The following is a 21,651-nucleotide window of genomic DNA, read 5'->3' on the forward strand; positions in this document are numbered from 1 at the left end:
GATTTTGCTTGGATATCCAAGTAAATCGCGAAAGTCGGGAACTCTTCCTGGTCACAGCCTTGCAGGGGGCCGGAACAACGGCACGTTATCCCGGTGACCCAGGTCACGGGAAGAGTTCCCCTCAGGCGGGACTTCAGGCCCCGTGTGAGACTGCGTATGTGCGCGAAGAGGGAAAAATCCGGGTATTCCTGCTCGACGACCACGAGGTGGTCCGGCGCGGAGTCCACGAGCTCCTGTCGGTCGAGGACGACATCGAGGTGGTCGGCGAAGCGGGCACGGCGGCCGACGCGCTGGTACGCATTCCGGCCACCCGGCCCGACGTGGCGGTGCTCGACGTACGCCTGCCGGACGGCAGCGGCGTCGAGGTGTGCCGGGAGATCCGCTCTCAGGACGAGTCGGTGCGGTGCCTGATGTTGACGTCGTTCGCCGACGACGAGGCCCTCTTCGACGCGATCATGGCGGGCGCCTCCGGATACGTCCTCAAGGCCATCCGCGGCACCGAGCTGCTGACCGCCGTCCGGGACGTCGCGGCCGGCCGCTCCCTGCTCGACCCGGTCGCCACCGCGCGCGTGCTGGAGCGACTGCGCGACGGCGGCACCGCACGGGGCGACGAACGGCTCGCGAACCTCACCGTCCAGGAGCGCCGCATCCTCGACCTGATCGGCGAGGGCCTCACCAACCGCCAGATCGGCGAGCAGCTGCACCTCGCCGAGAAGACGATCAAGAACTACGTGTCGAGCCTGCTGTCCAAACTCGGCATGCAGCGCCGCTCCCAGGCGGCCGCGTACGTGGCACGCCTGCAGGCGGAGAAACACTGAGGGATCTACCGCGGGACGCATTGAGGGACTTATGTCCCTGTTATCTCGCTTGTCCCGCCCGCACAGTGAATGCATGCCCTCCGAAGCACCCTCCGAGATGCCTTCCGACGTGCTCTCCGCGGAAAAGCTCGCCGTCGAGCTGCTCGCCCGCACCGACCACGGCCGGATCGCCACCAGCGTGCGCGCCCTGCCCTTCCTCGCCTTCGCCCGGCACATCGTCGAGGACGGCCGGGTGCTGCTGCGGCTGCCCAGGAGTTGCGGCTACGACCGGGCCTGCGTCGGCACGGTGGTGGCGTACGGCTCGGACAACCTGGGCTTCGCCCGGCCGGGCGAGAGCCTGTGGACCGTGCAGGTCGTCGGCGCGTGCACGGCGTACGAGCCGACCGCCGCCGAGACCGAGCGGTTCGGCCCGGCGCCCCGCCTGGTGGACGGCGAGCCGTACGAGCCCGTCTATCTGAGCGTCGAGCCGCAGTTCGGGACCGTCCACTCGACGGACGACGGCCTGGAACGCCACTTCGGGCACACACTGTGACCGAATGCGACTGACTGTGACAAACCCCAGGTCACGGCACCGGCTCGTGCCCTAGCATCTAGCGCGTGCCGCGCTCCCCGTTACCACCCCCATTGCCTCACGCGCCCCCGCTGGAGCCCTTGCTGCGCCAGTACGCAGCAGGTTCCGCCGTCACCTGCGAGCCCGTCGAACAGGGCCTGCTCAACCGCGGCTACCGGCTGCGCACGACCCGCGGTCGCTACTTCCTCAAGCACCACTTCGACCCCGAGACCGCCGACCCGGTCGCCATCGCCCGCCAGCACCGGGCCACCCAGCGCCTGGCCGCCCTGGGCGTCCCGGTGGCCCCGCCGCTGACCGACCGGGACGGACGTACGGTCGCCGTCGTCGGCGGACACGCCTACGCCCTGCACCCGTGGGTCGAGGGGCGGCACCGCGACGGCGGCCAGCTCACCACCACCCAGTGCGAGCGCCTCGGCGCGCTGCTCGGCGTGGTGCACGCGAGCCTGGAGCGCGTGATGCCGCGCCCCCCGCGCGCGGGCGACGAGCCGGCCGACAGCGCCGACCCCGAGGACACGTTCACCCTGATCGACGACCTGCTCACCCGGGTACGGCACCACCACCCGTCGGACTCCTTCGACGAACTGGCCCGCCACCGCCTCCTGGAACGCCGGGCGCTGCTTGAGCAGCATGCCGACCGGCGCCCGCCGCACGGCGCCTGCGTCGGCTGGGTGCACGGCGACTTCCACCCGTTCAACCTGCTCTACAAGGGAGACGCGCCCGCCGCCATCGTCGACTGGGACCGGCTCGGCCTGCGCCCGCGCGCGGAGGAGGCGGTCCGCGCCGCCGCGATCTTCTTCGTACGCCCTGCGGGCGCGCTCGATCTGCCGAAGGTACGGGCGTACGCGCGCGCGTACCGGCGCACGGCCGGCGCCACGCCCTCCCAGCTCGCGGCGGCCGTGCACCGCGTGTGGTGGGAGCGCCTCAACGACTTCTGGATGCTGCGCTGGCACTACGAACGCGGCGACACCCGCGCGGATCCCCAGTTCCCGGCCGCCTCGGCGCTCGCCGTGTGGTGGACGCGCGAGTACGACGCCGTGTGCGAGGCGTTCGCGTCGTAGCCGAATCGTCCCCGCGGGTGCCGCGGTCGGCGTCCTGAGAACAGCACGCGAAAACAGCACGCGCGCGTGGAGGCCGTTTCCGGCTCCACGCGCGCGTGGGTGTTTCTGTCGCGCTCTCGGGATCAGCCGAGAACGCCCCCGGTCACGTTGCCGCCGTCCTGACCGCCGTCCGTGCCCGGGTCCGTCGGGTCGGTCGACGGCTGGGTCGCGGTCGCCGTCGGCTCGTCCGTGGGCTCCTCGGTGGTGGGCTCGTCCGTGGGCTCGTCGGTCGGCTCGTTCGTGGCGCTCTGGGACGGCGTGTACGAGGGGGTGTACGACGGCGTGTAGTTCGAGCCGGAGCTCGTGCCGCTGCCGTCGTCGGTCTGCTGGTCGGTCGGCTCGTCGGTGGTGTCGTCGCTCGGCGTCTCGCTGGCCGAGTCGTCCTCGGTGGTCGCCGACTGGGACGGCGTCTTCGAGGGGCTCGAACCGCCGTCGCCCGAACCGGTGTTGTTCAGCGCGAGCGCGACGCCCGCCGCGATGGCGATCACCGCGAGCACCGCGAGGATCCACAGCTTGCCGCGGCCGCCGCCCCGGTTGCCGTGTCCCTCGAAACCGCCGTCGTCCCCGTTGCCGTAGCCGCCGGGCAGGATCGGCTGCGGGATCTGGGTCGTACCGGAGGAGTCACCGGAGGGCAGCACCGACGTGGCGCCGTAGCCCGCCACCGGGGTCCGGCCGTCGTGCATGCCGACCGGGCCTGTGTTCCAGGTGCCGGTGTGGCCGCCCTGGTCGTACAGCATCTGCAGCCCGTACTGGACCAGGCCGCGCATCTCCTCCGCGGTCTGGAAGCGGTCGTCGGGCTCCTTGGCGAGGGAGCGCATGACCAGGCCGTCGAGCTCCGGCGGCGAGGCGTCGGAGACCTCGGACGGCGGGGTCGGGATGTCCTGGACGTGCTGGTAGACCACCGACAGGGGCGTCTCGCCGGTGAACGGGGGCCGCAGCGCGAGGAGTTCGTAGAGGAGGCAGCCCGTCGCGTACAGGTCGGAGCGGTGGTCGACCGCCTTGCCGAGGGCCTGCTCGGGCGAGAGGTACTGCGGGGTGCCCATGACCATGCCGGTCTGCGTCATCGTCGTGGACGCGCCGTGCAGCGCGCGGGCGATGCCGAAGTCCATCACCTTGACGGCGCCGTTGTGCGTGATGATCACGTTGGCCGGCTTGATGTCACGGTGCACGATGCCGTGCTGGTGCGAGTAGGCGAGCGCCTCCAGGACCCCGGAGACGATGATCAGGGCCTGCTCGGGGCCGGGCGCCTCGGCGTTGAGGAGGAGGTCGCGGATGGTGCGGCCCTCGACGATCTCCATCACGATGTACGGCACCGACTGGCCGGCGCCCGCGCCGTAGCCGCCCGTGGTCACGGTGTCCTCGCCGGAGTCGTACACGGCGACGATCGCGTGGTGGTTGAGGCCCGCCACGGACTGGGCCTCGCGGGTGAAGCGGGCCTTGGAGGTCGGGTCCTCGGCGAGGTCGGCACGGAGCAGCTTGACCGCGACGGTGCGCCCGAGCCGTACGTCCTCGGCCGCGAAAACCTCGGCCATACCGCCCCGGCCCAGTCTGTGGGTCAGCCGGTACCGGCCGTCGCCGACCAGTCCGCCGTTGCCCCACAGCTCCGGTGCGTCCGACATACCGCCGCCAGCCGTCTCGGGGTCGGACGGGCCCTGAGCGTGCTGCTGTGCCATCAGTCCTCGCCGTCGTTTCTGCCCGCGGTACGCGCGGTGTTGTTACGGTCTCCGTCGGCCACGCTACAGCCTCGGCGCAAGCCTCCGGTCCGGGACGGGTGCCGCGAACCGCACAGGACGGACCGGCCATCAAACCCTCGAACCGTTCGGTGGTGCAACTTCCGTGTACCGCCCGTACAGCCTCTGTAACGCTCTCGCGCAGCTTCTTTCGCGTACGGTCACGGATCGGGCACCGAACTTGACGTGTCAGTGCCCTCCGGCAGACTTGGCCGGTAATGACTCAGTAGATCAATGACGGTGGGCCGGCTTCTCAAGGCCGATGGGGGACACGGAACATGAGCCAGGACGGCGCACAGGGCCGGTACGCGGGGCGGGCGCTGGCCGGCGGCCGCTATCAGCTGCGCGACTTGCTCGGCGAGGGCGGCATGGCCTCGGTGCACCTGGCGTACGACGCCGTGCTCGACCGGCAGGTCGCGATCAAGACACTCCACACCGAGCTGGGCCGCGAGCAGGCCTTCCGCGAGCGCTTCCGCCGCGAGGCCCAGGCCGTGGCCAAGCTCACGCACACCAACATCGTCTCGGTCTTCGACACGGGTGAGGACGCGCTGGACGGCTCGACGATGCCGTACATCGTCATGGAGTACGTCGAGGGCCGGCCGCTCGGCTCGGTGCTGGACGAGGACGTGCGGCGGTTCGGCGCGATGTCCGCGGACCGGGCGCTCAAGGTCACCGCGGACGTCCTGGCGGCCCTGGAGATCAGCCACGAGATGGGTCTGGTCCACCGGGACATCAAGCCGGGCAACGTGATGGTGACCAAGCGCGGGGTCGTCAAGGTCATGGACTTCGGCATCGCGCGCGCCATGCAGTCCGGCGTCACCTCGATGACGCAGACCGGCATGGTGGTCGGCACCCCGCAGTACCTCTCGCCCGAGCAGGCCCTGGGCCGCGGGGTGGACGCGCGCTCCGACCTCTACTCGGTCGGCATCATGCTGTTCCAACTGGTCACCGGGCGGCTGCCGTTCGACGCGGACTCCCCGCTGGCCATCGCCTACGCGCACGTGCAGGAGGAGCCGGTCGCCGCCTCCTCGGTCAACCGGGCGCTGCCGCCCGCGGTGGACGCGCTCATCGCCCGCGCGCTGAAGAAGAACCCGAACGAGCGCTTCCCGAGCGCCGTCGCCATGCGCGACGAGTGCCTGCGCGTGGCCGCCTCCTTCCACGCCACCCCGCCGAGCATCGTCCCCGGCGCGGCCACCCCGAGCGGCGCCGGCGTCGGCTCCGCGGTGTTCCCGCCCGTCGATCAGGCGAGCCAGGCGCCCCCGGGCCCGGTCCACACGCCGTACCAGCCGAACCCGAACCAGAACCCGTACGGCACACCCGCCCCGGCCCCGGCGTACGGCTACCCGCAGCAGGGCGGCTACCAGACGCCGGCCGGGTACGGGCAGCAGCCGCCGACCCCGCCGCCCTACAACCTCTCGCCCCAGCCGGGCCCCTCCGGGGGCGGCGGCAAGGGCAACCGGCCGGTGGTCGTCGGCGCGATCGTCGTCTCCGTGCTCGCCGTCAGCGGTCTGATCGCGGCGCTGATGCTCAACAACGGCGGCGGCAGCGGCGACGAGGGCAAGGGCGGCGACAGCAGCGCGAGCGCGTCGGCGACCGGCGACACCTCGAAGTACCGCGGCCCGGACACGTCGAAGACGATCGACTCCTCCGAGTGCTCGGAGCCGCAGGAGTCGTACAACGACCCCGACAAGATCCGGCTGCCCGACTTCCGCTTCAAGTACATCAAGTCGGTCAAGGAGTGCCTCCAGGCCGCGGGCTGGGAGGTGAAGACCAAGGATGTCGAGGAGAACACGTACGGACAGGGCGCGGTCATCAACCAGTTCCCGTCCGCCGACACGGACGTCGACCCCAAGAACATGCCCGAGATCGAGCTGGGCGTCTCGACGGGCTACCCGCCGTCCTGACGGAACGTGAAGGGGCCCGGCGGCCGAACCGCCGGGCCCCTTCTCGCTCGGATGTCTACAGGTACGGTCCGCCCACCCGGCCGCCCGGGTGACCGTCCTCGCCCGCTTCCTGGCCGCCGACGCCCGGCGGAAGGGCCCGGCGCATCTGCTCCAACTGGGCCCGCGCGGCCATCTGCTGGGCGAACAGCGTGGTCTGGATCCCGTGGAAGAGTCCCTCCAGCCAGCCGACCAACTGGGCCTGCGCGATGCGCAGTTCCGCGTCGCTGGGGGTTCCCTCGTCCCGGAAGGGCAGGGAGAGCCGCTCCAGCTCCTCGACCAGCTCCGGCGCGAGACCGTCCTCCAGCTCCTTCACCGAGCTGCGGTGGATCTCCTTGAGCCGCACCCGGCTCGCCTCGTCCAGGGGAGCCGCCCGCACCTCCTCCAGCAGCTGCTTGATCATGCTGCCGATCCGCATCACCTTGGCCGGCTGCTCGACCTGTTCCGTCACCGGAATCTCGCGGGAGTCCTCGTCTCCGCCGCCGCCAATCGCCATGCCGTCCTGGCCCACGACCAGGATCTGCGGATTGTCCGGCGACCGTTCGTTCCTCGGCATCTCCATGCCGCCATTCTCTCGCACCCGTGCATTTCATCACCTGGGCGCCCCCCGGTGACGGGTGATCCACTGTTTCCGGACCCACCGTTTCCGGCCCCGGCGATCAGGTGGGCGACGGTCAGGTGGGCGACGGTTCCGGCCGATCGGGTGGCGGCGTCGGCGGCCGTCCGCCGCGGACCATCCGCAGCAGCCGGGCCTCGCAGTGGTCCAGCCAGCGGATCTCCGCCTCCGCGTGACAGATCAGCTGCTCCAGGACCAGCAGCCGGGCCAGCTCGTCCGGATGCTCGGCGGGCGCCCCGGTCAGCGCCCGCGCACGCTGTCGTACGTACTCGTGCAGCGCGTCCGCGATGTGCCGGCGCTGCGCCTCGACCACCCGGCGCACGTCCACGCCGGGCGCGCCGACCGCGAGGACCAGCTTGATCGCCAGTTCGTCGCGGGGCGCCCCGGACCGCTCCACCGGCCCCGCGTACCAGGCCCGCAGCTCGGTACGGCCCGCCTCGGTCAGCGCGTACAGCGCCCGGCCGGCCTCGTCGGACCCGTCCTGGACGACCATCCCGTCCCGCTCCAGGCGGCCGAGGGTCGTGTAGACCTGTCCGATGTTGAGCGGCCAGGTGCCGCCGGTACGCGCCTCGAACTCGGTGCGCAGCCGGGAGCCGTAGCGGGGGCCGCGGTCCAGCAGCGCGAGCAGTCCGTGGCGTATCGACATACCTGGATTGTGCAGCCGTCCCGCGTCCCTTCGGCCCCCTGGCGCAATCCGGAATGCCGGACCGCGGGGCCGGTGTGAGCCTGGAGACGTGACTCCATGGCTGCGCACGCTGCGGGCGACGGGACGGGTGGGACGAGTGGTGGGGACGGGGACGGGGGTCCTCGTCCTGTGGTGGGGCGCGGCCCTGCCGTCTTATGGGGCGGTGTCGGCTTACGGTGCGGTGGTGCCGGCTTATAGAGCGGTGCCGTCACCCGGGGTGACGCCGTCGCACGCCCCCGCCCCCGAGGCCCCCAGGGGAACCCCTTCACACGCCCCCGTCCCCGAGGCGACCTCCTCGCACCCCCCTGTTCCCGGGGCGCCCGCGGCCGCGGCGGGCCCGAAGGCGTCCGGTTCCCCGTCCCCGAAGTCTCCCGACGGCTCCGCCGAACCGTCCCGCGCCGGAAGCCTGGCGGGCGAGGGACGGCAACGGCCGGGCCGGCCGGAGACGTCGGCGCCGGCCGACGAGAACGCGGACGGCGCCGGGGAGGCGGAGGACTCGGGATACGCCGAGGAGGAGGACGACGGGAGTTCCCCCGCCGCCGAGTCCCCCCAGGCCTCCGAGACGCCGGGGCTCGCCGTCACCCCTCTCGGCCGACCTGCGAACCGGCCCGTCACCCACGCCGAGGCCCCCACCGAACCCGTCCTGCGGATACTGCCGCTGGGCAGCGGCCTGGTCCTGATCGGCGTCGGCCTGGGCCTGGCCTTCGCGGGCCTGCGGCTACGCCGCAGATAAACCGCGCGCAAGCAGGACGCCCCAAGGGGCACGGGGCTGTATCGATGTGCGGCTCCGCCGCGGGGCGCGACCAGCCCCCACGGCCCGCAGCCGCCCCACGATCCCCGACCACCCATCCCTGGCGTCAAGGCACCACCAGCAGCACCTTGCCCACATGCCCGCTCTCCTCCACGACCCGGTGAGCCGCCGCAGCATCCGGCATCGGGATCTCGCGGTCGACCACCGGACGCACGTGCCCGGCGGCGAGCAGCGGCCAGACGTGTTCGCGTACGGCCGCGACGATCGCCGCCTTCTCCGCCAGCGGACGCGCGCGCAGCGAGGTCGCGCTGATGGCGCCGCGCTTGCCGAGCAGCGCGGCGATGTTCAGCTCGCCCTTGAGCCCGCCCTGCATGCCGATGATCGCGAGACGTCCGTTGACGGCGAGCGCCTGGACGTTGCGGTCGAGGTACTTGGCGCCCATGTTGTCGAGGATGACGTCGGCGCCCGCCCCGTCGGTGGCCTTCTTCAGCTCCTCGACGAAGTCCTGCTCGCGGTAGTTGATCAGGATGTCGGCGCCCAACTCGGCGCACCGGTCGAGCTTCTCCTTCGTACCGGCCGTCACGGCGACCTGCGCGCCGACCGCCTTGGCCAGCTGGATCGCCATCGTGCCGATGCCACTGGAGCCGCCGTGCACGAGCAGCGTCTCGCCGGGCCGCAGGTGGGCGACCATGAAGACGTTCGACCAGACCGTGCAGACCACCTCGGGCAGGGCGGCCGCGCTCTTGAGGTCGACGCCCGCGGGCACGGGCAGCAGCTGGCCGGCCGGGACGACGACCTTCTCGGCGTATCCGCCGCCCGACAGCAGCGCGCACACCTCGTCGCCGGCCGCCCAGCCGGTGACGCCGGGTCCGGTCTCGACGATCCGGCCCGAGCACTCCAGGCCGGGATAGGGGGAGGCGCCGGGCGGCGGGTCGTAGAAGCCCTGCCGTTGCAGGATGTCGGCGCGGTTGACGGCGCCGGCCACCACCTCGACCAGCACTTCGCCCTCGCCGGGCACCGGATCGGGGACCTCGTCCCACACCAGCGCCTCGGGCCCACCAGGTTCGGGAATCGTGATCGCATGCATGCAAGGGACGCTACCCCTCGCTGCCGCGCCGCTCCCGTCCGCCGGGTCCGCAGCGAAAAAAGTGTGCGATCACCGATGAGTTCCGGAGAAGGTAAAGGTCTCACCATGCAGAACCCAAGTGCGTGGAAGGAAATACCACCATGAGCCAGCACACGACCGGCCTGGCCATCGAGACCGCGGGACTGGTGAAGACGTTCGGCGACACCAGGGCGGTGGACGGCGTCGACCTCGCCGTCCCGACCGGCACGGTCTACGGCCTCCTCGGCCCGAACGGCGCGGGCAAGACCACCACCGTCAAGATGCTGGCCACGCTGCTGCGTCCGGACGGCGGCCAGGCGCACGTCTTCGGGCACGACGTCGTGCGCGAGGCCGACGACGTCCGCGCCCGGGTCAGCCTCACCGGCCAGTACGCGTCGGTGGACGAGGACCTCACCGGCGCCGAGAACCTGATCCTGCTGGGCCGCCTGCTCGGCCAAGCAAAGAAGGCCGCGCGGGAGCGTTCGGCGCAGCTCCTGGAGGCCTTCGGGCTCACGGACGCGGCGGGCAAGCAGGTCAAGCACTACTCCGGCGGCATGCGGCGCCGTATCGACATCGCCGCGTCCATCCTCAACACCCCCGACCTGCTCTTCCTCGACGAGCCGACCACGGGACTCGACCCGCGCAGCCGCAACCAGGTCTGGGACATCGTCCGCGCGGTCGTCGCACAGGGCACGACGGTCCTGCTGACCACGCAGTACCTGGACGAGGCCGACCAGTTGGCGTCCCGGATCGCCGTCATCGACCGCGGCAAGGTGATCGCCGAGGGTACGAAGGGCGAGCTCAAGGCGTCCGTCGGCGCCGGTTCCGTACATCTGCGGCTGCGGGACGCGGGGCAGCGGCCCGAGGCGGCCGAGGTGCTGCGGCGGACCTTGGACGCGCAGGTGCAGCTGGAGCCCGACCCGGTCGCGCTGACCGCGCGCGTGGGCGCGGCGGCCAGCGACAAGGCCGCCGAACAGGCCGCCCGTGCGCTCGGCGAACTGGCCCGCGCGGGCATCACCGTCGACAACTTCTCGCTGGGCCAGCCCAGCCTGGACGAGGTCTTCCTCGCCCTCACGGGACATGACACGCAGGACTCGGCGGAGCAGGGCACGGAGAAGGCAGAGCAGGGCAACCGGAAGAGCGAGGCCGTCGCATGAGTACCGCCACCAGCACCGAGACCAAGGACCTCGCCCCCGTCAGCGCCGAGTCGCTGGCCGCGCTGCTGGTCGGCGGGGAGCGACCGCCCCGGCCCAGCGCCCTGTCCGCCTCGCTGACCTTCGGCTGGCGGGCCATGCTCAAGATCAAGCACGTGCCGGAGCAGCTCTTCGACGTCACCGCGTTCCCGATCATGATGGTGCTGATGTACACGTACCTCTTCGGGGGCGCCCTGGCCGGGTCGCCGAAGGAGTACATCCAGTTCCTGCTGCCGGGCATCCTGGTGATGTCGGTCGTGATGATCACCATGTACACGGGTGTCTCGGTCAACACCGACATCGAGAAGGGCGTCTTCGACCGCTTCCGTACGCTGCCGATCTGGCGGCCGGCGGTGATGGTCGGCTATCTGCTCGGCGACGCCCTGCGCTACACGATCGCGTCCGTCGTGATGCTCACCGTCGGCATGATCATCGGCTACCGCGCGGACGGCGGGGTGGGCGGCGTGCTCGCCGGGATCGCGCTGCTGGTCGTCTTCTCGTTCGCGTTCTCGTGGATCTGGACGATGTTCGGGCTGCTGCTGCGCACCGAGAAGTCGGTGATGGGCGTCAGCATGATGGTGATCTTCCCGCTGACCTTCCTGTCCAACGTCTTCGTCGACCCGCACACCATGCCCGGCTGGCTCCAGGCCTTCGTCAACAACAGCCCGATCACCCACCTCTCGTCGGCGGTGCGCGGCCTGATGGCGGGCGACTGGCCGGCCGACGAGGTCGCCTGGTCGCTGGGCTGGGCGGGCCTGTTCGTGCTGGTCTTCGGCCCGGTCACGATGCGGCTCTACAACCGCAAGTAGCCCGAGCGGTCCGCCCGGCCCCGGTCAGTGCCGGGGCATCGGGCGGACGTCGGGTGCGACCTGCGTGCCCGGCGAGGCCCGCACGATCGTGATCAGCCGGTCCGTCAACTGCAGTGTCCCGACCGCCGGATCGTCGTATCCGAGCACCCGGTGCCCGCGTACGACACTCACCACCAGGTCGTCGGTCTCGCGCGGCTTCTTGCCCACCTCGGCCTTTATGACGGGCCGCTCCACCATGTCGAGCCCGCTGCCCTGCTGGATGAGGTCCTCCATCACCATGCCGGCCGCGGGGCTGAGCACGGACAGGCCGAGCAGCCGTCCGGCCGCGCTCGCGCTGGTGATGACGGCGTCGGCGCCGGACTGCTTGAGCAGCGGCGCGTTCTCCTCCTCGCGCACGGCGGCCACGATCTTGGCGCCGCGGTTGAGCTGCCGGGCCGTGAGCGTCACCAGTACGGCGGTGTCGTCCCGTTGGGTCGCGATGATGATCTGGCGCGCCCGCTGCACCTCGGCCCGCGTCAGCACCTCGCTGCGGGTCGCGTCCCCGACCACCCCGGCGAACCCGTCGGCGGTCGCGGCCTCGATCACCTTGGCACTGGGGTCGACCACGACGACCTGCTCCTGCTTCAGCCCGGTCGCGCAGACGGTCTGGATCGCCGAACGCCCCTTCGTGCCGAAGCCGATGACGACGGTGTGATCGCGCAAGGTGGACCTCCAGCGGTTCTGACGCCACTCCTCCCGGGTCCGTTCGGTGAGGACTTCGAGCGTGGTGCCGACCAGGATGATCAGGAAGATCACCCTCAGCGGTGTGATGACGAGGATGTTGGTGAGCCGGGCGCCGTCGCTGACGGGGGCGATGTCGCCGTATCCGGTGGTGGAGAGGGTGACGGTCGCGTAGTAGGCCGCGTCCAGGAAGTCGACCGAGCCGTCGGAGTTGTCGTTGTAGCCGTCCCGGTCGATCCAGACGATCAAGGCGGTGGCGGCCAGCACGAACAGTGCCATGAGCAGCCGTCTCACGACCTGTTGGATGGGGCGCTCGACGACCTTCTTCGGGAGTTTCACCCGATGGGTCACGAGATGCTCGTCCGCCTGCCGGGCGATCGCGTCATGGCCCGGAAGTTTCACGTGAAACACACCCCGATCCCGGCGAACGCCCAGGGCAGATCGAGCAGTTCGAGCTCCTCACCTGCACGGGCACCACCCGGTGGTACGACGACCAGGCCATCGGCCGCCGCGATACCGCGCAGCATCGCCGGACCGTTGTAGTGCAACGCCACGGCGTGGTCACCGCGCAGCACGACGGGGATCAGCCGGGTGTCGTACGGGTGCCCGTGGACCGCGTCCTGGATCGGCATCGTGTACGGCTCGGGGGCCGGGCGTGCGGCGAGGGTCCGCAGCAGGGGCTCGGCGAGCGTGAGCAGACCGGAGACGGCGGCGAGGGGATTGCCGGGCAGGCCCACGAGGTGCTGGTTCTCCTTGGTGCGGGCCAGCAGCATGGGGTGGCCGGGGCGCACCTTGACGCCGTCGACGAGGAGTTCGGCGCCGATGCGGCTCAGGGTGGGGTGGACGTGGTCGACGGGCCCGGAGGCGGTACCGCCGGTGGTCACGATCAGGTCGGCGTCGGAGCCGGTGATCGCCTTGTGCAGGGCCTTGGCGTCGTCGCGGATCCGACGGACCGCCACGACCTCGGCGCCCAGCGCCCGCAGCCACGGCGGCAGCATCGGCCCGAGCGCGTCCCTGATCAGCCCGTCCCGCGGCAACCCGTCGGTGAGCAACTCGTCGCCCAGCACGAGGACTTCGGCACGGGGAGCGGGTACGGCAGTGAGGGTGTCGTAGCCCGCGGCCGCGGCCAGACCGAGCACCGCCGGGGTCACGAGCGTGCCCAGGGGCACGAGTTGGTCCCCGGAGCGGCACTCCTGCCCCCGCGGCCGGATGTCCTGCCCGTGCTGGAGATCCCGCCCGGCGTGCAGGCGCCCCTTGTCGTCCGTACGCCCGTGTTCGCTGCGCAGCACGGCGGTGGTGTCCGGCGGGATCCGCGCGCCGGTGGCGATCCGCACGGCCTCCCCGTCGGTGAGCCGCGCCGGCTCCCCGTGCCCGGCCAGCACCCCCTCGTCCCGTACGTCCCAGGGCCCTGGTCCGGCGACCGCCCAGCCGTCCATCGCCGAGGTGTCGAAGGAGGGCAGGTCGGTGAGGGCGGTGAGGGGGGCGGCGAGGGTGAGCCCGAGGGCGTCCTCGATCCGCACGGAAACGGGAGCGCGCCGCCCGCCGGACCGAGCGGCCCGCGCGGCGATCGCCCTGGCCTCGGCCCAGCCGGTGGCCTTGTGCGAGGCCGCGTGCTGGTCGTGCCGGGCGCCGGGTCCGGCGGGGGCGGGGACGGCGTCACCGGAAGCGGGACCGGTGCCGGTGCCGGTCCCGGTGCCTGTGCCTGTGCCTGTGCCTGTGCCTGTGCCGTGAGCGTCAGCGGGAGCAGGCCTGTTGGGATCCCTCACCAGCGCGAGCACCTCATCGACGTCGAAGTCGGTGTCCTCGGCGTTCCCACCGGTCCGGGCGGTCATCCGGCGTCCGGAGCGGGCTTGGCCTCGGAGTCGTCCTCCTCGGCCCATCGCAGGGCGAGCGCGGCGGCCTTGCGGGCGGCCTCGGCGACGGCTTCCGGACCACCCCCGGCCTGCGCGGCCGCGTACCCGACGAGAAACGTCGTCAGCGGCGCCGCGGGCCTGGCCACTCCATGGGCGGCGTCACGAGCGAGGTCGAGCAGCACGCCGGTATCGACGTCCAGTTCGAGCCCCAGCTCGTCCTTGACAGCGGAAATCCATTCATCCAACACGTGCCCATGCTCCCTGATACGTGCCCTGGCGGCGGCGATGTCGTCCCAGGTGTCGCAGTCGAACGAGGCGACGGGGTCGGGGACGCGGGTGAGGTGGAGAGCGCTGACCAGGCGACGGAGGGGGAGGCCGGTCAGGGCAGCGGCAGGGACGCCGGTCCCCTTCTTCGCGTCGGCGCCCTCCCCGTCGGCGCCGGCCAGCGCGGCGAGCTCCCTGCGCAGGGCGTCCGCGCGGTACGCGGCGACGAGGGGTTGGTCGCGGCCGTCGGCGTCGGTGAGGAGGGCGCCCTCCGTGCCGCCCGCCCGCAGGGCCGCCAACAGCCGCCGTACCGTGGTCGGTTCGAGGAACGGGAGGTCGGCGGAGAGGACGACGACGTGGTCCGCCGTGGTGTGCGCGAGACCGGCGGCGAGCGCGGCGACCGGGCCCCCGCCGGGCGGTTCCTCCCGCGCCCACAGCACGGGCCGGGCGGTCGGCCGGACATCGGCGACGACCACGGTCGTGCGCGCGTCGGCACAGGCGGCGAGCACACGGTCGAGCAGCGCCCGCCCGCCGACCCGCACTCCGGGCTTGTCGGCACCACCGAGCCGCCGAGCGGCACCACCGGCGAGCACGACGGCGTCGTAGGCCGGGTCGACACCGGGGCGGCCCGGAGGCTCGTACGAGGTCACCCCCCGAGTATGCGTGCCGTCACGATCACAGGGAACGTGCGGGCGGCGACGCAATCACGGGGGTGCGGGGGCCGGGCCGGGACGGGTGGGTCGGGCGCGGGACAGGCAGCCGCGCCCACGAGTCGCTCACCGCGCGCGGGAGGTGAGGCGAGCCTGGGCAAAGGCAACGCGTCCGCACTCGCCCCACGCACAGGGCACCGCTCGCTGCGGGCGGGGCGTGGGACGGGGCCGGGCACGGCGCACGGCGCACGGCCACACATCCGTACCCGCACCACGCACCCCGGCTCACCGCGTGCGGGACGCGAGGTGTGGCTCAGCGCGGGCAACGCGTGCGCACCCGCAGCACACACTCCGACTCACCGCGTACGGGACGCGGGCCCCGGCCTGGCAGGCCCAAGCACAGGCCGTGCACCCGAACCTGCCCGAGCCCCACGCACGTGTCCCGCTCACAACGTCCGCAGCAGCACCGCCGGTTGTTCCACGCAGTCCGCCACGTAGCGCAGGAAGCCGCCCGCCGTGCCGCCGTCGCAGACGCGGTGGTCGAAGGTGAGGGAGAGCTGGACGACCTGGCGCACCGCCAGTTCGCCCTCGTGCACCCACGGCTTGGGGACGATGCGGCCGACGCCGAGCATCGCGGCCTCTGGGTGGTTGATGATCGGCGTGGAACCGTCGACGCCGAACACTCCGTAGTTGTTCAACGTGAAGGTCCCGCCGGTGAGTTCCCCGGGCGTGAGCGTGCCCGCCCGGGCCGCCTCGGTCAGCCTTGCGAACTCCGCGCTCAGCGACTCGGCGTCCCGCCCGTGCGCGTCCCGCACGACCGGCACGACCAGACCCCGTTCGGTCTGCGCGGCGAAGCCGAGGTGCACGTGCTCCAGCCGGACGATCTCCCTGGCCTCCATGTCGACGGAGGAGTTGAGCTCGGGGAAGCGGGCGAGGGCGGCGGTGCAGACGCGGGCCAGCAGGGCGAGCACGGAGATCTTCGGCCCACCCCCGGCGTTCATCGCGGCCCGCGCGCGCATGAACTCCGTCGCGTCGGCGTCCACCCAGCACGTCGCGTCCGGGATCTCGCGCCGACTGCGGGAGAGCTTGTCGGCGACGGCCCCGCGAACTCCCTTGAGGGGCACGCGAGTTCCCGCGCGCGAGGCGGCCGACGTGGTGGCCGGCGGGGTGGGTGTGACGGTCGGCGCGGCGGGCTCGGAACCCGTCGCCGTGGCCGTGCCCGGCAAGGCCCCGGCACGCATCGCCTGCTCCACGTCCGCCCGCAGGATCAGCCCGTCGCGGCCGGACCCCGTCATCGCCCGCAGATCGAGACCGTTCTCGCGGGCAAGGCGTCGCACGAGGGGCGAGATGACCGGGACGGGGCCGTCGGCGGTCCCGACGGTAGTGCCGTCGATCCGCTCCTGCCCGACCGCACCATTGCGAACCGGCGCCGTCGAAGCGGCCGACACCGCAGCACCCGTAGGCTCCGCCCGCCGAACCCGCCGCCGTCGCGCCGGTGCCTCCGAAGTCCCGTACCCCACAAGGACGTTGCCCGAGCCCTCGGCCGAACCGCCGGAGCCCTCCGTCGAACCGCCGGACGGCGACCCGCCCACCGCTACCGTCAACAGCGGCGCCCCCACGGGCAGTTCCGCGCCCTCCTCGCCGAAGCGGGCCGTGACCACGCCGCCGTAGGGGCAGGGCACCTCGACCATCGCCTTGGCCGTCTCGACCTCGACGACCGGCTGGTCGATGGCGACGACATCGCCGACCTGGACCAGCCAGCGCACGATCTCCGCCTCGGTGAGCCCTTCGCCGAGGTCGGGCAGTTTGAACTCCAGCACCTGTGCCATCAGCCCTCGGCCTCCCACTGCAGACGGGCCACCGCGTCCAGGATCCGGTCCACGCCGGGCAGGTGGTGCCGCTCCAGCATCGGCGGCGGGTAGGGGATGTCGAACCCGGCCACGCGCAGCACCGGCGCCTCCAGGTGGTGGAAGCAGCGCTCGGTCACGCGGGCCGCGATCTCCCCGCCGGGGCCGCCGTAGCCGCCCGACTCGTGCACGACGACCGCGCGCCCGGTCCGCCGGACCGACGCGCACACCGTCTCGTCGTCGAACGGCACCAGGGAGCGCAGATCGACGACTTCGAGGTCCCAGCCCTCGGCGCGGGCCGCCTCGGCGGCGTCGAGGCAGACGGGCAGGGAGGGCCCGTACGTGATGAGCGTGGCGCTGGTGCCCGGGCGGCGCACCACCGCGCGGCCGATCGGCTCGACGGGCGAGGGGTCGTCGGGGTTCCAGGAGTCCTTCGACCAGTACAGCCGCTTGGGCTCCATGAAGACGACCGGGTCGTCGGAGGCGATCGCGGCGCGCAGCAGGCCGTACGCGTCGGCGACGGTCGCGGGCGTGACGACGTGCAGGCCCGGGGTGGCCATGTAGTACGCCTCGGAGGAGTCGCTGTGGTGCTCGACCCCGCCGATGCCGCCGCCGTAGGGGATGCGGACGGTGATCGGCAGGGGCATCGCCCCGCGCGTGCGGTTGCGCATCCGCGAGACATGGCTGATCAGCTGCTCGAACGCCGGGTAGGCGAACGCGTCGAACTGCATCTCCACCACCGGCCGCAGCCCGTACATCGCCATGCCGACGGCCGCGCCGAGGATGCCCGCCTCGGCCAGCGGGGTGTCCGTGCACCGGTCCTCGCCGAACTCCTTGGCGAGCCCGTCGGTGACCCGGAAGACCCCGCCGAGCGTGCCGACGTCCTCACCGAGGACGTGCACGGTCGGGTCGGCGGCCATGGAGTCGCGCAGCGCGCGCGTGAGGGCCTGCGCCATGGTGGCCGGCTTGAGGGCGACGGTGGTCATCAGTGCGCCCCTTCCCGCTCGGCGGCCAGCTCGGCCGCCAACTGCTCGCGCTGCTCGCGCAGTTGCGGGGTGGGTTCGGCGTAGACGTGCGCGAAGAGGTCCATCGGGTCGAGCGCCGGGTCCTGGTTCATGCGCTCGCGCAGGTCGGCGGCCATGGTCTCGGCGGCGTCCCGGGCGGCCTGGACGCCGGCCTCGTCGAGCAGGCCGCGCTCGGTCAGTTCGTGCTCCAGGAGCGCGATCGGGTCGTGCGCCCGCCAGGCCTCGACCTCGGTGTCACCGCGGTAGCGGGTCGCGTCGTCGGCGTTGGTGTGGGCCTCGATGCGGTACGTGATCGCTTCGACGAGCGTCGGGCCGCCACCTGCGCGCGCGTGCCGTACGGCGTCGGCGAGGACCGCGTGCACGGCCGCCGCGTCGTTGCCGTCGACCAGGCGGCCCGGCATGCCGTAGCCGACCGCCTTGTGGGCCAGGGAGGGGGCCGCGGTCTGCTTGGCGAGCGGGACGGAGATGGCGAAGCCGTTGTTCTGGACCAGGAAGACGACCGGGGCCTGCCACACGGCGGCGAAGTTCAGCGCCTCGTGGAAGTCGCCCTCGCTGGTGCCGCCGTCGCCGACCATGGCGAGCGCGACCACGTCGTCGCCCTTGAGGCGGGCGGCGTGCGCGAGGCCGACGGCGTGCGGGAGCTGGGTGGCGAGCGGGGTGCTCAGGGGGGCGATGCGGTGCTCGCGCGGGTCGTAGCCGGTGTGCCAGTCGCCGCGCAGCAGGGTGAGGGCCTGCACGGGGTCGAGGCCGCGGGCGACGGCGGCGAGGGTGTCGCGGTAGCTGGGGAAGAGCCAGTCGCGCTCCTCCAGGACGAGCGCGGCGGCGACCTCGCAGGCTTCCTGGCCGGTGCTGGAGGGGTAGACGGCGAGCCGGCCCTGCTTGGTGAGGGCGGTGGCCTGCGTGTTGTATCTGCGCCCGCGGACCAGCTCGGCGTACAGCCGGCGCAGCAGGGCCGGGTCGACCTGCGCGGCGGCCTCGGTGCCGAGCACGCGGTGGGGCCGCGCGTCGGGCAGCAGCGGCCCGGGGTCCGTGCGGGGCTGCCAGGCGGGCGGCGGCGCGGGCCGGTACGCGCCCCGCTGCTCCAGGACCGTCATGACGGCACCTCCTCGTGCGAGCGACTGTGGACGCGTCACGAGAGTGATGCGCCTCACCTACCGATTGTTCGGTCGTCGGCACATTTTGGCTACAGGCACCTCCAGGCTGTGGACAAACGGTTCTGCACAACCTCAAATGAACGCAGTACGTCCATGGTAGGGAGGCGGGGGGACATGGCACCTGAACAAATGGCCGAAGGATCAGAGGGCAGCGGGAGCGGCGGGGCCGGCGGGCCCCAGCCGCCCGCGCGCCCCCTCGACGCGATCGATCTGGACATCCTTCAGATGCTCCAGGCGGACGGCCGCGCGTCGATACGGTCCGTCGCCGAACGGGTGCATGTCTCGCGCGCCAACGCCTACGCACGGATCAACCGCCTCCTCGAAGACGGTGTCATCCGGGGCTTCGGCGCCCGCGTCGACCACGAACGCGCCGGTCAGGGCACCTCCGCGTACATCACCCTGAAGATCGTCCAGAACTCCTGGCGCACGGTGCGCGAACAGCTCAGACAGCTGCCCGGGGCCTCCCACATCGCGCTGGTGGGCGGGGACTTCGACGTGCTGCTGCTGGTGCACACGCCCGACAACAAGGCGCTGCGCGAGCTGGTGCTGACCCGGCTGCAGAACATGCCGGAGGTGCTCAGCACGCGCACGCTGCTGGTGTTCGAGGAGGAGGACCTGGAGCCACAGGGCTGAGCATCCCCGGCTCTGGCCAAGCCTCTCTACGACCGGATGGCTCCTCGTTCTCGCTCAGTCCTGCTTGCGCAGCCCCGAGAAGACCAGCCGCACGACCGCGTCCGCGACCTCGCGTTCGTTCATGCCGCGTCCGTCGGGGCGGTACCACTCGACGATCGAGTTGATCATCCCGAAGACCAGCCGGGTCGCGAGCCGCACCTCCACGTCGCCGCGCACCTCCCCGGCGTCGGCCGCCGCCCGCAGCAGGTCGGCGACCCGGTGGTCGAAGTCCCTGCGCCGGTCCAGGGCCCACCGCTCGGTGCCCGTGTTGCCGCGCACCCGCAGCAGCAGCGTCACGTAGGGCAGCTCGGTGATCAGCACCTCGACCATCCGCCGCACGACGTACTCCAGCCGCCCCTCGGCGCTGCCCACGCGCGCGGGCTCCTCGTCGAGGATCTCGAAGAGGCCGTCGAGCGCCCGGCTCACGGCCCGGCGCAGCAGCTCCTCCTTGCCGGTCACGTGGTGGTAGATCGACGACTTGGAGATGCCGGCCGCCTTGGAGAGGTGCTCCATGGAGGTGCCGTCGTAGCCGCGCTCGTTGAAGACCTGGACGGCGACGGACAGCAGCGTCTCCGGGGTGTACGTGTCGCGCTTGGCGGTGGTCATGACGTGCTGCCCTCCCGCTTGTCGGTGGCGTACGCGTGTCGGTAGAGCGCGAGGGACGGCGCGTAGCGTCCGGACGGGTCGCGCATGTGCAGGTCGTCCAGGAGGGCGTAGGCCCAGTTGCGGCCGAGCCTGCGGCTCCATTCGAACGGGCCCAGAGGGTAGTTGACCCCGAGACGCATCGCGGTGTCGATGTCCTCCTCGGTGGCCACGCCCTTGGCGACGGCGTCGTGCGCCAGGTCGACGATCCGGGCGACCGTGCGGGCGACGATCATGCCGGGGACGTCCCCGATGAGGCTGACGTCCTTGCCGAGCGCCTGGAAGAGCCCGGTGGCCTCGGTGAGGGTCTGCGGGGAGGTGTCCTGGGAGGCGGACAGGGCGATGCGGGTGGCCTTGCGGTAGTCGAGGGCGAGGTCGAAGTAGACGACGTCGCGGAACTCCACGGAGGTCTGGCCGTCGGCGAGCGCCAGCTGGCCGCCGCCGGGCAGCACCAGGCGGGTGCCGTGGTCCTCCTCGTCCTCACGGACCTGGATGCCCGCCTCGCGCAGCAGCGGGAGCAGTTCGGCGGCCGGGCCCAGGTCGCCCTCGACGACGACGTAGGCGGGCGCCCGCTGCGGTTCCGCGGTGTGCGGTTCGGCGGGCTCGGCGTCCTCGCCGTGGTCGTACCAGCCCTGTCCGCTCTTGCGGCCGAGCCGGCCGGACTCCACCAGGCGCCGCTGGGCGAGCGAGGGCGTGAAGCGCACGTCCTGGAAGAAGGCCTCCCACACCGAGCGCGTCACGGCCTCGTTGACGTCCTGCCCGATGAGGTCGGTCAGTTCGAACGCGCCCATCCTGAAGCCGCCCGACTCGCGCAGCACGGCGTCGATGGTGGCGGGGTCGGCGCCCTGGGCCTCGTAGACCGCGAACGCCTCGGCGTAGAAGGGCCGGGCGAGGCGGTTGACGATGAAGCCGGGGGTGTCGGCGCAGGCGACCGGTGTCTTGCCCCAGGCGCGGGCCATCTCGTACGCGCGCGTGGCCGACGTGACGTCGGTGGCGAAGCCGGAGACCACCTCGACCAGCGGCAGCAGCGGGGCGGGGTTGAAGAAGTGCAGGCCGACGAGGCGGCCGGGGTTGCGCAGGGCGCCGCCGATGGCGGTGACGGACAGGGACGAGGTGTTGGTGGCGAGCAGACAGTCCTCGTCGACCAGGTCCTCCAGCGCGCGGAACAGCTCCTGCTTGGCGTCCAGCCGCTCCAGCACCGCCTCGACGACCAGCGTGCAGTCCGCGAGGTCGGCGAGCTCGGCGGCGGGCAGCAGCCGCGCGCGGGCCGCGTCCCGCTCGTCGGCGGAGAGTCGGTCCTTCGCGACGAGCCGGTCGAGACGGGCGACGATCGCTTCGGCCGCCTCCTGGGCGCGCCCGGGGACGGAGTCGTACAACCGCACGTGGTGGCCGGCGACCAGCGCGACCTGGGCGATGCCCTGGCCCATGGTGCCGGTACCGACGACGGCCACGGGGCTGCTGAGGTCCAGTGCTGTCATGTGCGCGATCCTCCCGCACGGGGTTTTCCAC

At 72.2% G+C, this 21,651-nt stretch carries 20 protein-coding genes; 8 read left to right on the plus strand and 12 right to left on the minus strand.

Annotation, left to right across the window (positions count from 1 at the left end):
• Nucleotides 1–158 precede the first annotated feature (158 nt).
• The 3 genes from ACWDR3_RS03655 to ACWDR3_RS03665 all read left to right on the plus strand — a co-directional run bounded on the left by ACWDR3_RS03655 (nucleotide 159) and on the right by ACWDR3_RS03665 (nucleotide 2,447).
• Nucleotides 159–818: a response regulator gene (locus tag ACWDR3_RS03655; RefSeq protein ID WP_450350505.1), complete on the plus strand. Its 660-nt coding sequence runs from the start codon at nucleotides 159–161 to the stop codon at nucleotides 816–818.
• Between the two features lie 97 nt (nucleotides 819–915).
• The gene (locus ACWDR3_RS03660) at nucleotides 916–1,350 is read left to right on the plus strand and encodes a pyridoxamine 5'-phosphate oxidase family protein (RefSeq protein WP_450350588.1); all 435 of its coding nucleotides are present in this window, start codon (nucleotides 916–918) and stop codon (nucleotides 1,348–1,350) included.
• A 92-nt stretch (nucleotides 1,351–1,442) separates the two neighbouring features.
• Nucleotides 1,443–2,447 (plus strand): phosphotransferase, encoded by a 1,005-nt coding sequence (locus ACWDR3_RS03665; protein ID WP_450350590.1) that lies wholly within the window; start codon nucleotides 1,443–1,445, stop codon nucleotides 2,445–2,447.
• A 122-nt stretch (nucleotides 2,448–2,569) separates the two neighbouring features.
• Here the strand turns inward: ACWDR3_RS03665 and ACWDR3_RS03670 are convergent, their stop codons facing one another.
• Nucleotides 2,570–4,159, minus strand: coding sequence for a protein kinase domain-containing protein (locus ACWDR3_RS03670; RefSeq protein ID WP_450350507.1), 1,590 nt, complete (start codon nucleotides 4,157–4,159; stop codon nucleotides 2,570–2,572).
• Nucleotides 4,160–4,494: 335 nt separating this feature from the next.
• Here ACWDR3_RS03670 and ACWDR3_RS03675 point away from each other — a divergent pair, with 335 nt between their 5' ends.
• A complete protein-coding gene (locus ACWDR3_RS03675) occupies nucleotides 4,495–6,120 on the plus strand; it encodes a protein kinase domain-containing protein (RefSeq protein ID WP_450350508.1) in 1,626 nt (541 codons plus the stop codon).
• A gap of 55 nt (nucleotides 6,121–6,175) precedes the next feature.
• On the opposite strand, the gene ACWDR3_RS03680 is transcribed toward ACWDR3_RS03675, so the two are convergent.
• Both ACWDR3_RS03680 and ACWDR3_RS03685 read right to left on the minus strand, forming a co-directional pair.
• A complete protein-coding gene (locus ACWDR3_RS03680) occupies nucleotides 6,176–6,718 on the minus strand; it encodes a bacterial proteasome activator family protein (protein WP_123998912.1) in 543 nt (180 codons plus the stop codon).
• Between the two features lie 112 nt (nucleotides 6,719–6,830).
• Nucleotides 6,831–7,418, minus strand: coding sequence for a PadR family transcriptional regulator (locus ACWDR3_RS03685; RefSeq protein ID WP_450350509.1), 588 nt, complete (start codon nucleotides 7,416–7,418; stop codon nucleotides 6,831–6,833).
• Nucleotides 7,419–7,641: 223 nt separating this feature from the next.
• Between ACWDR3_RS03685 and ACWDR3_RS03690 the strand changes: the two genes are divergently transcribed.
• A complete protein-coding gene (locus tag ACWDR3_RS03690; protein ID WP_450350511.1) occupies nucleotides 7,642–8,190 on the plus strand; it encodes a hypothetical protein in 549 nt (182 codons plus the stop codon).
• 124 nt (nucleotides 8,191–8,314) lie between these two features.
• Here ACWDR3_RS03690 and ACWDR3_RS03695 read toward each other — a convergent pair whose 3' ends face one another.
• Complete coding sequence (locus ACWDR3_RS03695) at nucleotides 8,315–9,295, minus strand: NAD(P)H-quinone oxidoreductase (RefSeq protein ID WP_450350512.1); 981 nt, start codon at nucleotides 9,293–9,295, stop codon at nucleotides 8,315–8,317.
• 140 nt (nucleotides 9,296–9,435) lie between these two features.
• Between ACWDR3_RS03695 and ACWDR3_RS03700 the strand changes: the two genes are divergently transcribed.
• On the plus strand, nucleotides 9,436–10,470 hold the full coding sequence (locus ACWDR3_RS03700) for an ATP-binding cassette domain-containing protein (RefSeq protein ID WP_450350514.1): 1,035 nt from the start codon (nucleotides 9,436–9,438) through the stop codon (nucleotides 10,468–10,470).
• Nucleotides 10,467–11,315 (plus strand): ABC transporter permease, encoded by an 849-nt coding sequence (locus ACWDR3_RS03705; protein ID WP_450350516.1) that lies wholly within the window; start codon nucleotides 10,467–10,469, stop codon nucleotides 11,313–11,315. Before ACWDR3_RS03700 ends, ACWDR3_RS03705 begins: the two co-directional genes overlap by 4 nt.
• Before the next feature lie 24 nt (nucleotides 11,316–11,339).
• Here the strand turns inward: ACWDR3_RS03705 and ACWDR3_RS03710 are convergent, their stop codons facing one another.
• From ACWDR3_RS03710 to pdhA, 6 genes are all read right to left on the minus strand, one after another.
• Entirely contained in the window at nucleotides 11,340–12,437 is a 1,098-nt protein-coding gene (locus ACWDR3_RS03710; protein ID WP_450350517.1) for a potassium channel family protein, read from the minus strand.
• Complete coding sequence (locus tag ACWDR3_RS03715; RefSeq protein ID WP_450350519.1) at nucleotides 12,434–13,867, minus strand: molybdopterin molybdotransferase MoeA; 1,434 nt, start codon at nucleotides 13,865–13,867, stop codon at nucleotides 12,434–12,436. The genes ACWDR3_RS03710 and ACWDR3_RS03715 overlap by 4 nt, the downstream gene beginning before the upstream one ends.
• On the minus strand, nucleotides 13,864–14,802 hold the full coding sequence (locus ACWDR3_RS03720; RefSeq protein ID WP_450350521.1) for an NTP transferase domain-containing protein: 939 nt from the start codon (nucleotides 14,800–14,802) through the stop codon (nucleotides 13,864–13,866). Before ACWDR3_RS03720 ends, ACWDR3_RS03715 begins: the two co-directional genes overlap by 4 nt.
• Before the next feature lie 446 nt (nucleotides 14,803–15,248).
• On the minus strand, nucleotides 15,249–16,631 hold the full coding sequence (locus tag ACWDR3_RS03725; protein WP_450350522.1) for a dihydrolipoamide acetyltransferase family protein: 1,383 nt from the start codon (nucleotides 16,629–16,631) through the stop codon (nucleotides 15,249–15,251).
• Nucleotides 16,631–17,635: an alpha-ketoacid dehydrogenase subunit beta gene (locus ACWDR3_RS03730; RefSeq protein ID WP_450350523.1), complete on the minus strand. Its 1,005-nt coding sequence runs from the start codon at nucleotides 17,633–17,635 to the stop codon at nucleotides 16,631–16,633. Before ACWDR3_RS03730 ends, ACWDR3_RS03725 begins: the two co-directional genes overlap by 1 nt.
• Nucleotides 17,635–18,768: a pyruvate dehydrogenase (acetyl-transferring) E1 component subunit alpha gene (gene pdhA / locus ACWDR3_RS03735; protein ID WP_450350524.1), complete on the minus strand. Its 1,134-nt coding sequence runs from the start codon at nucleotides 18,766–18,768 to the stop codon at nucleotides 17,635–17,637. The genes ACWDR3_RS03730 and pdhA overlap by 1 nt, the downstream gene beginning before the upstream one ends.
• Before the next feature lie 174 nt (nucleotides 18,769–18,942).
• Between pdhA and ACWDR3_RS03740 the strand changes: the two genes are divergently transcribed.
• Nucleotides 18,943–19,461: an Lrp/AsnC family transcriptional regulator gene (locus ACWDR3_RS03740; protein ID WP_450350525.1), complete on the plus strand. Its 519-nt coding sequence runs from the start codon at nucleotides 18,943–18,945 to the stop codon at nucleotides 19,459–19,461.
• Between the two features lie 54 nt (nucleotides 19,462–19,515).
• Here ACWDR3_RS03740 and ACWDR3_RS03745 read toward each other — a convergent pair whose 3' ends face one another.
• Nucleotides 19,516–20,106 carry a TetR family transcriptional regulator gene (locus ACWDR3_RS03745; protein ID WP_123998924.1) on the minus strand — a complete coding sequence of 197 codons (591 nt, stop codon included), beginning with the start codon at nucleotides 20,104–20,106 and terminating at the stop codon, nucleotides 19,516–19,518.
• Nucleotides 20,103–21,620, minus strand: a complete 1,518-nt coding sequence (locus ACWDR3_RS03750) for a 3-hydroxyacyl-CoA dehydrogenase (RefSeq protein WP_450350527.1) — start codon at nucleotides 21,618–21,620, stop codon at nucleotides 20,103–20,105. Before ACWDR3_RS03750 ends, ACWDR3_RS03745 begins: the two co-directional genes overlap by 4 nt.
• Nucleotides 21,621–21,651 lie beyond the last annotated feature (31 nt).

The sequence above is a fragment of the Streptomyces sp. NPDC001002 genome (genome assembly GCF_053599215.1).

What these genes read in the sequence shown, in the direction of transcription:
- ACWDR3_RS03705 (WP_450350516.1), top strand. Translation starts at nt 10,467, where the DNA reads ATGAGTACCGCCACCAGCACCGAGACCAAGGACCTCGCCCCCGTCAGC.
- ACWDR3_RS03685 (WP_450350509.1), bottom strand. Translation starts at nt 7,418, where the DNA reads ATGTCGATACGCCACGGACTGCTCGCGCTGCTGGACCGCGGCCCCCGC.
- ACWDR3_RS03715 (WP_450350519.1), bottom strand. Translation starts at nt 13,867, where the DNA reads ATGACCGCCCGGACCGGTGGGAACGCCGAGGACACCGACTTCGACGTC.
- ACWDR3_RS03700 (WP_450350514.1), top strand. Translation starts at nt 9,436, where the DNA reads ATGAGCCAGCACACGACCGGCCTGGCCATCGAGACCGCGGGACTGGTG.
- ACWDR3_RS03725 (WP_450350522.1), bottom strand. Translation starts at nt 16,631, where the DNA reads ATGGCACAGGTGCTGGAGTTCAAACTGCCCGACCTCGGCGAAGGGCTC.
- ACWDR3_RS03660 (WP_450350588.1), top strand. Translation starts at nt 916, where the DNA reads ATGCCTTCCGACGTGCTCTCCGCGGAAAAGCTCGCCGTCGAGCTGCTC.
- ACWDR3_RS03745 (WP_123998924.1), bottom strand. Translation starts at nt 20,106, where the DNA reads ATGACCACCGCCAAGCGCGACACGTACACCCCGGAGACGCTGCTGTCC.
- pdhA (WP_450350524.1), bottom strand. Translation starts at nt 18,768, where the DNA reads ATGACGGTCCTGGAGCAGCGGGGCGCGTACCGGCCCGCGCCGCCGCCC.
- ACWDR3_RS03675 (WP_450350508.1), top strand. Translation starts at nt 4,495, where the DNA reads ATGAGCCAGGACGGCGCACAGGGCCGGTACGCGGGGCGGGCGCTGGCC.
- ACWDR3_RS03680 (WP_123998912.1), bottom strand. Translation starts at nt 6,718, where the DNA reads ATGGAGATGCCGAGGAACGAACGGTCGCCGGACAATCCGCAGATCCTG.
- ACWDR3_RS03730 (WP_450350523.1), bottom strand. Translation starts at nt 17,635, where the DNA reads ATGACCACCGTCGCCCTCAAGCCGGCCACCATGGCGCAGGCCCTCACG.
- ACWDR3_RS03750 (WP_450350527.1), bottom strand. Translation starts at nt 21,620, where the DNA reads ATGACAGCACTGGACCTCAGCAGCCCCGTGGCCGTCGTCGGTACCGGC.
- ACWDR3_RS03695 (WP_450350512.1), bottom strand. Translation starts at nt 9,295, where the DNA reads ATGCATGCGATCACGATTCCCGAACCTGGTGGGCCCGAGGCGCTGGTG.
- ACWDR3_RS03740 (WP_450350525.1), top strand. Translation starts at nt 18,943, where the DNA reads ATGGCACCTGAACAAATGGCCGAAGGATCAGAGGGCAGCGGGAGCGGC.
- ACWDR3_RS03670 (WP_450350507.1), bottom strand. Translation starts at nt 4,159, where the DNA reads ATGGCACAGCAGCACGCTCAGGGCCCGTCCGACCCCGAGACGGCTGGC.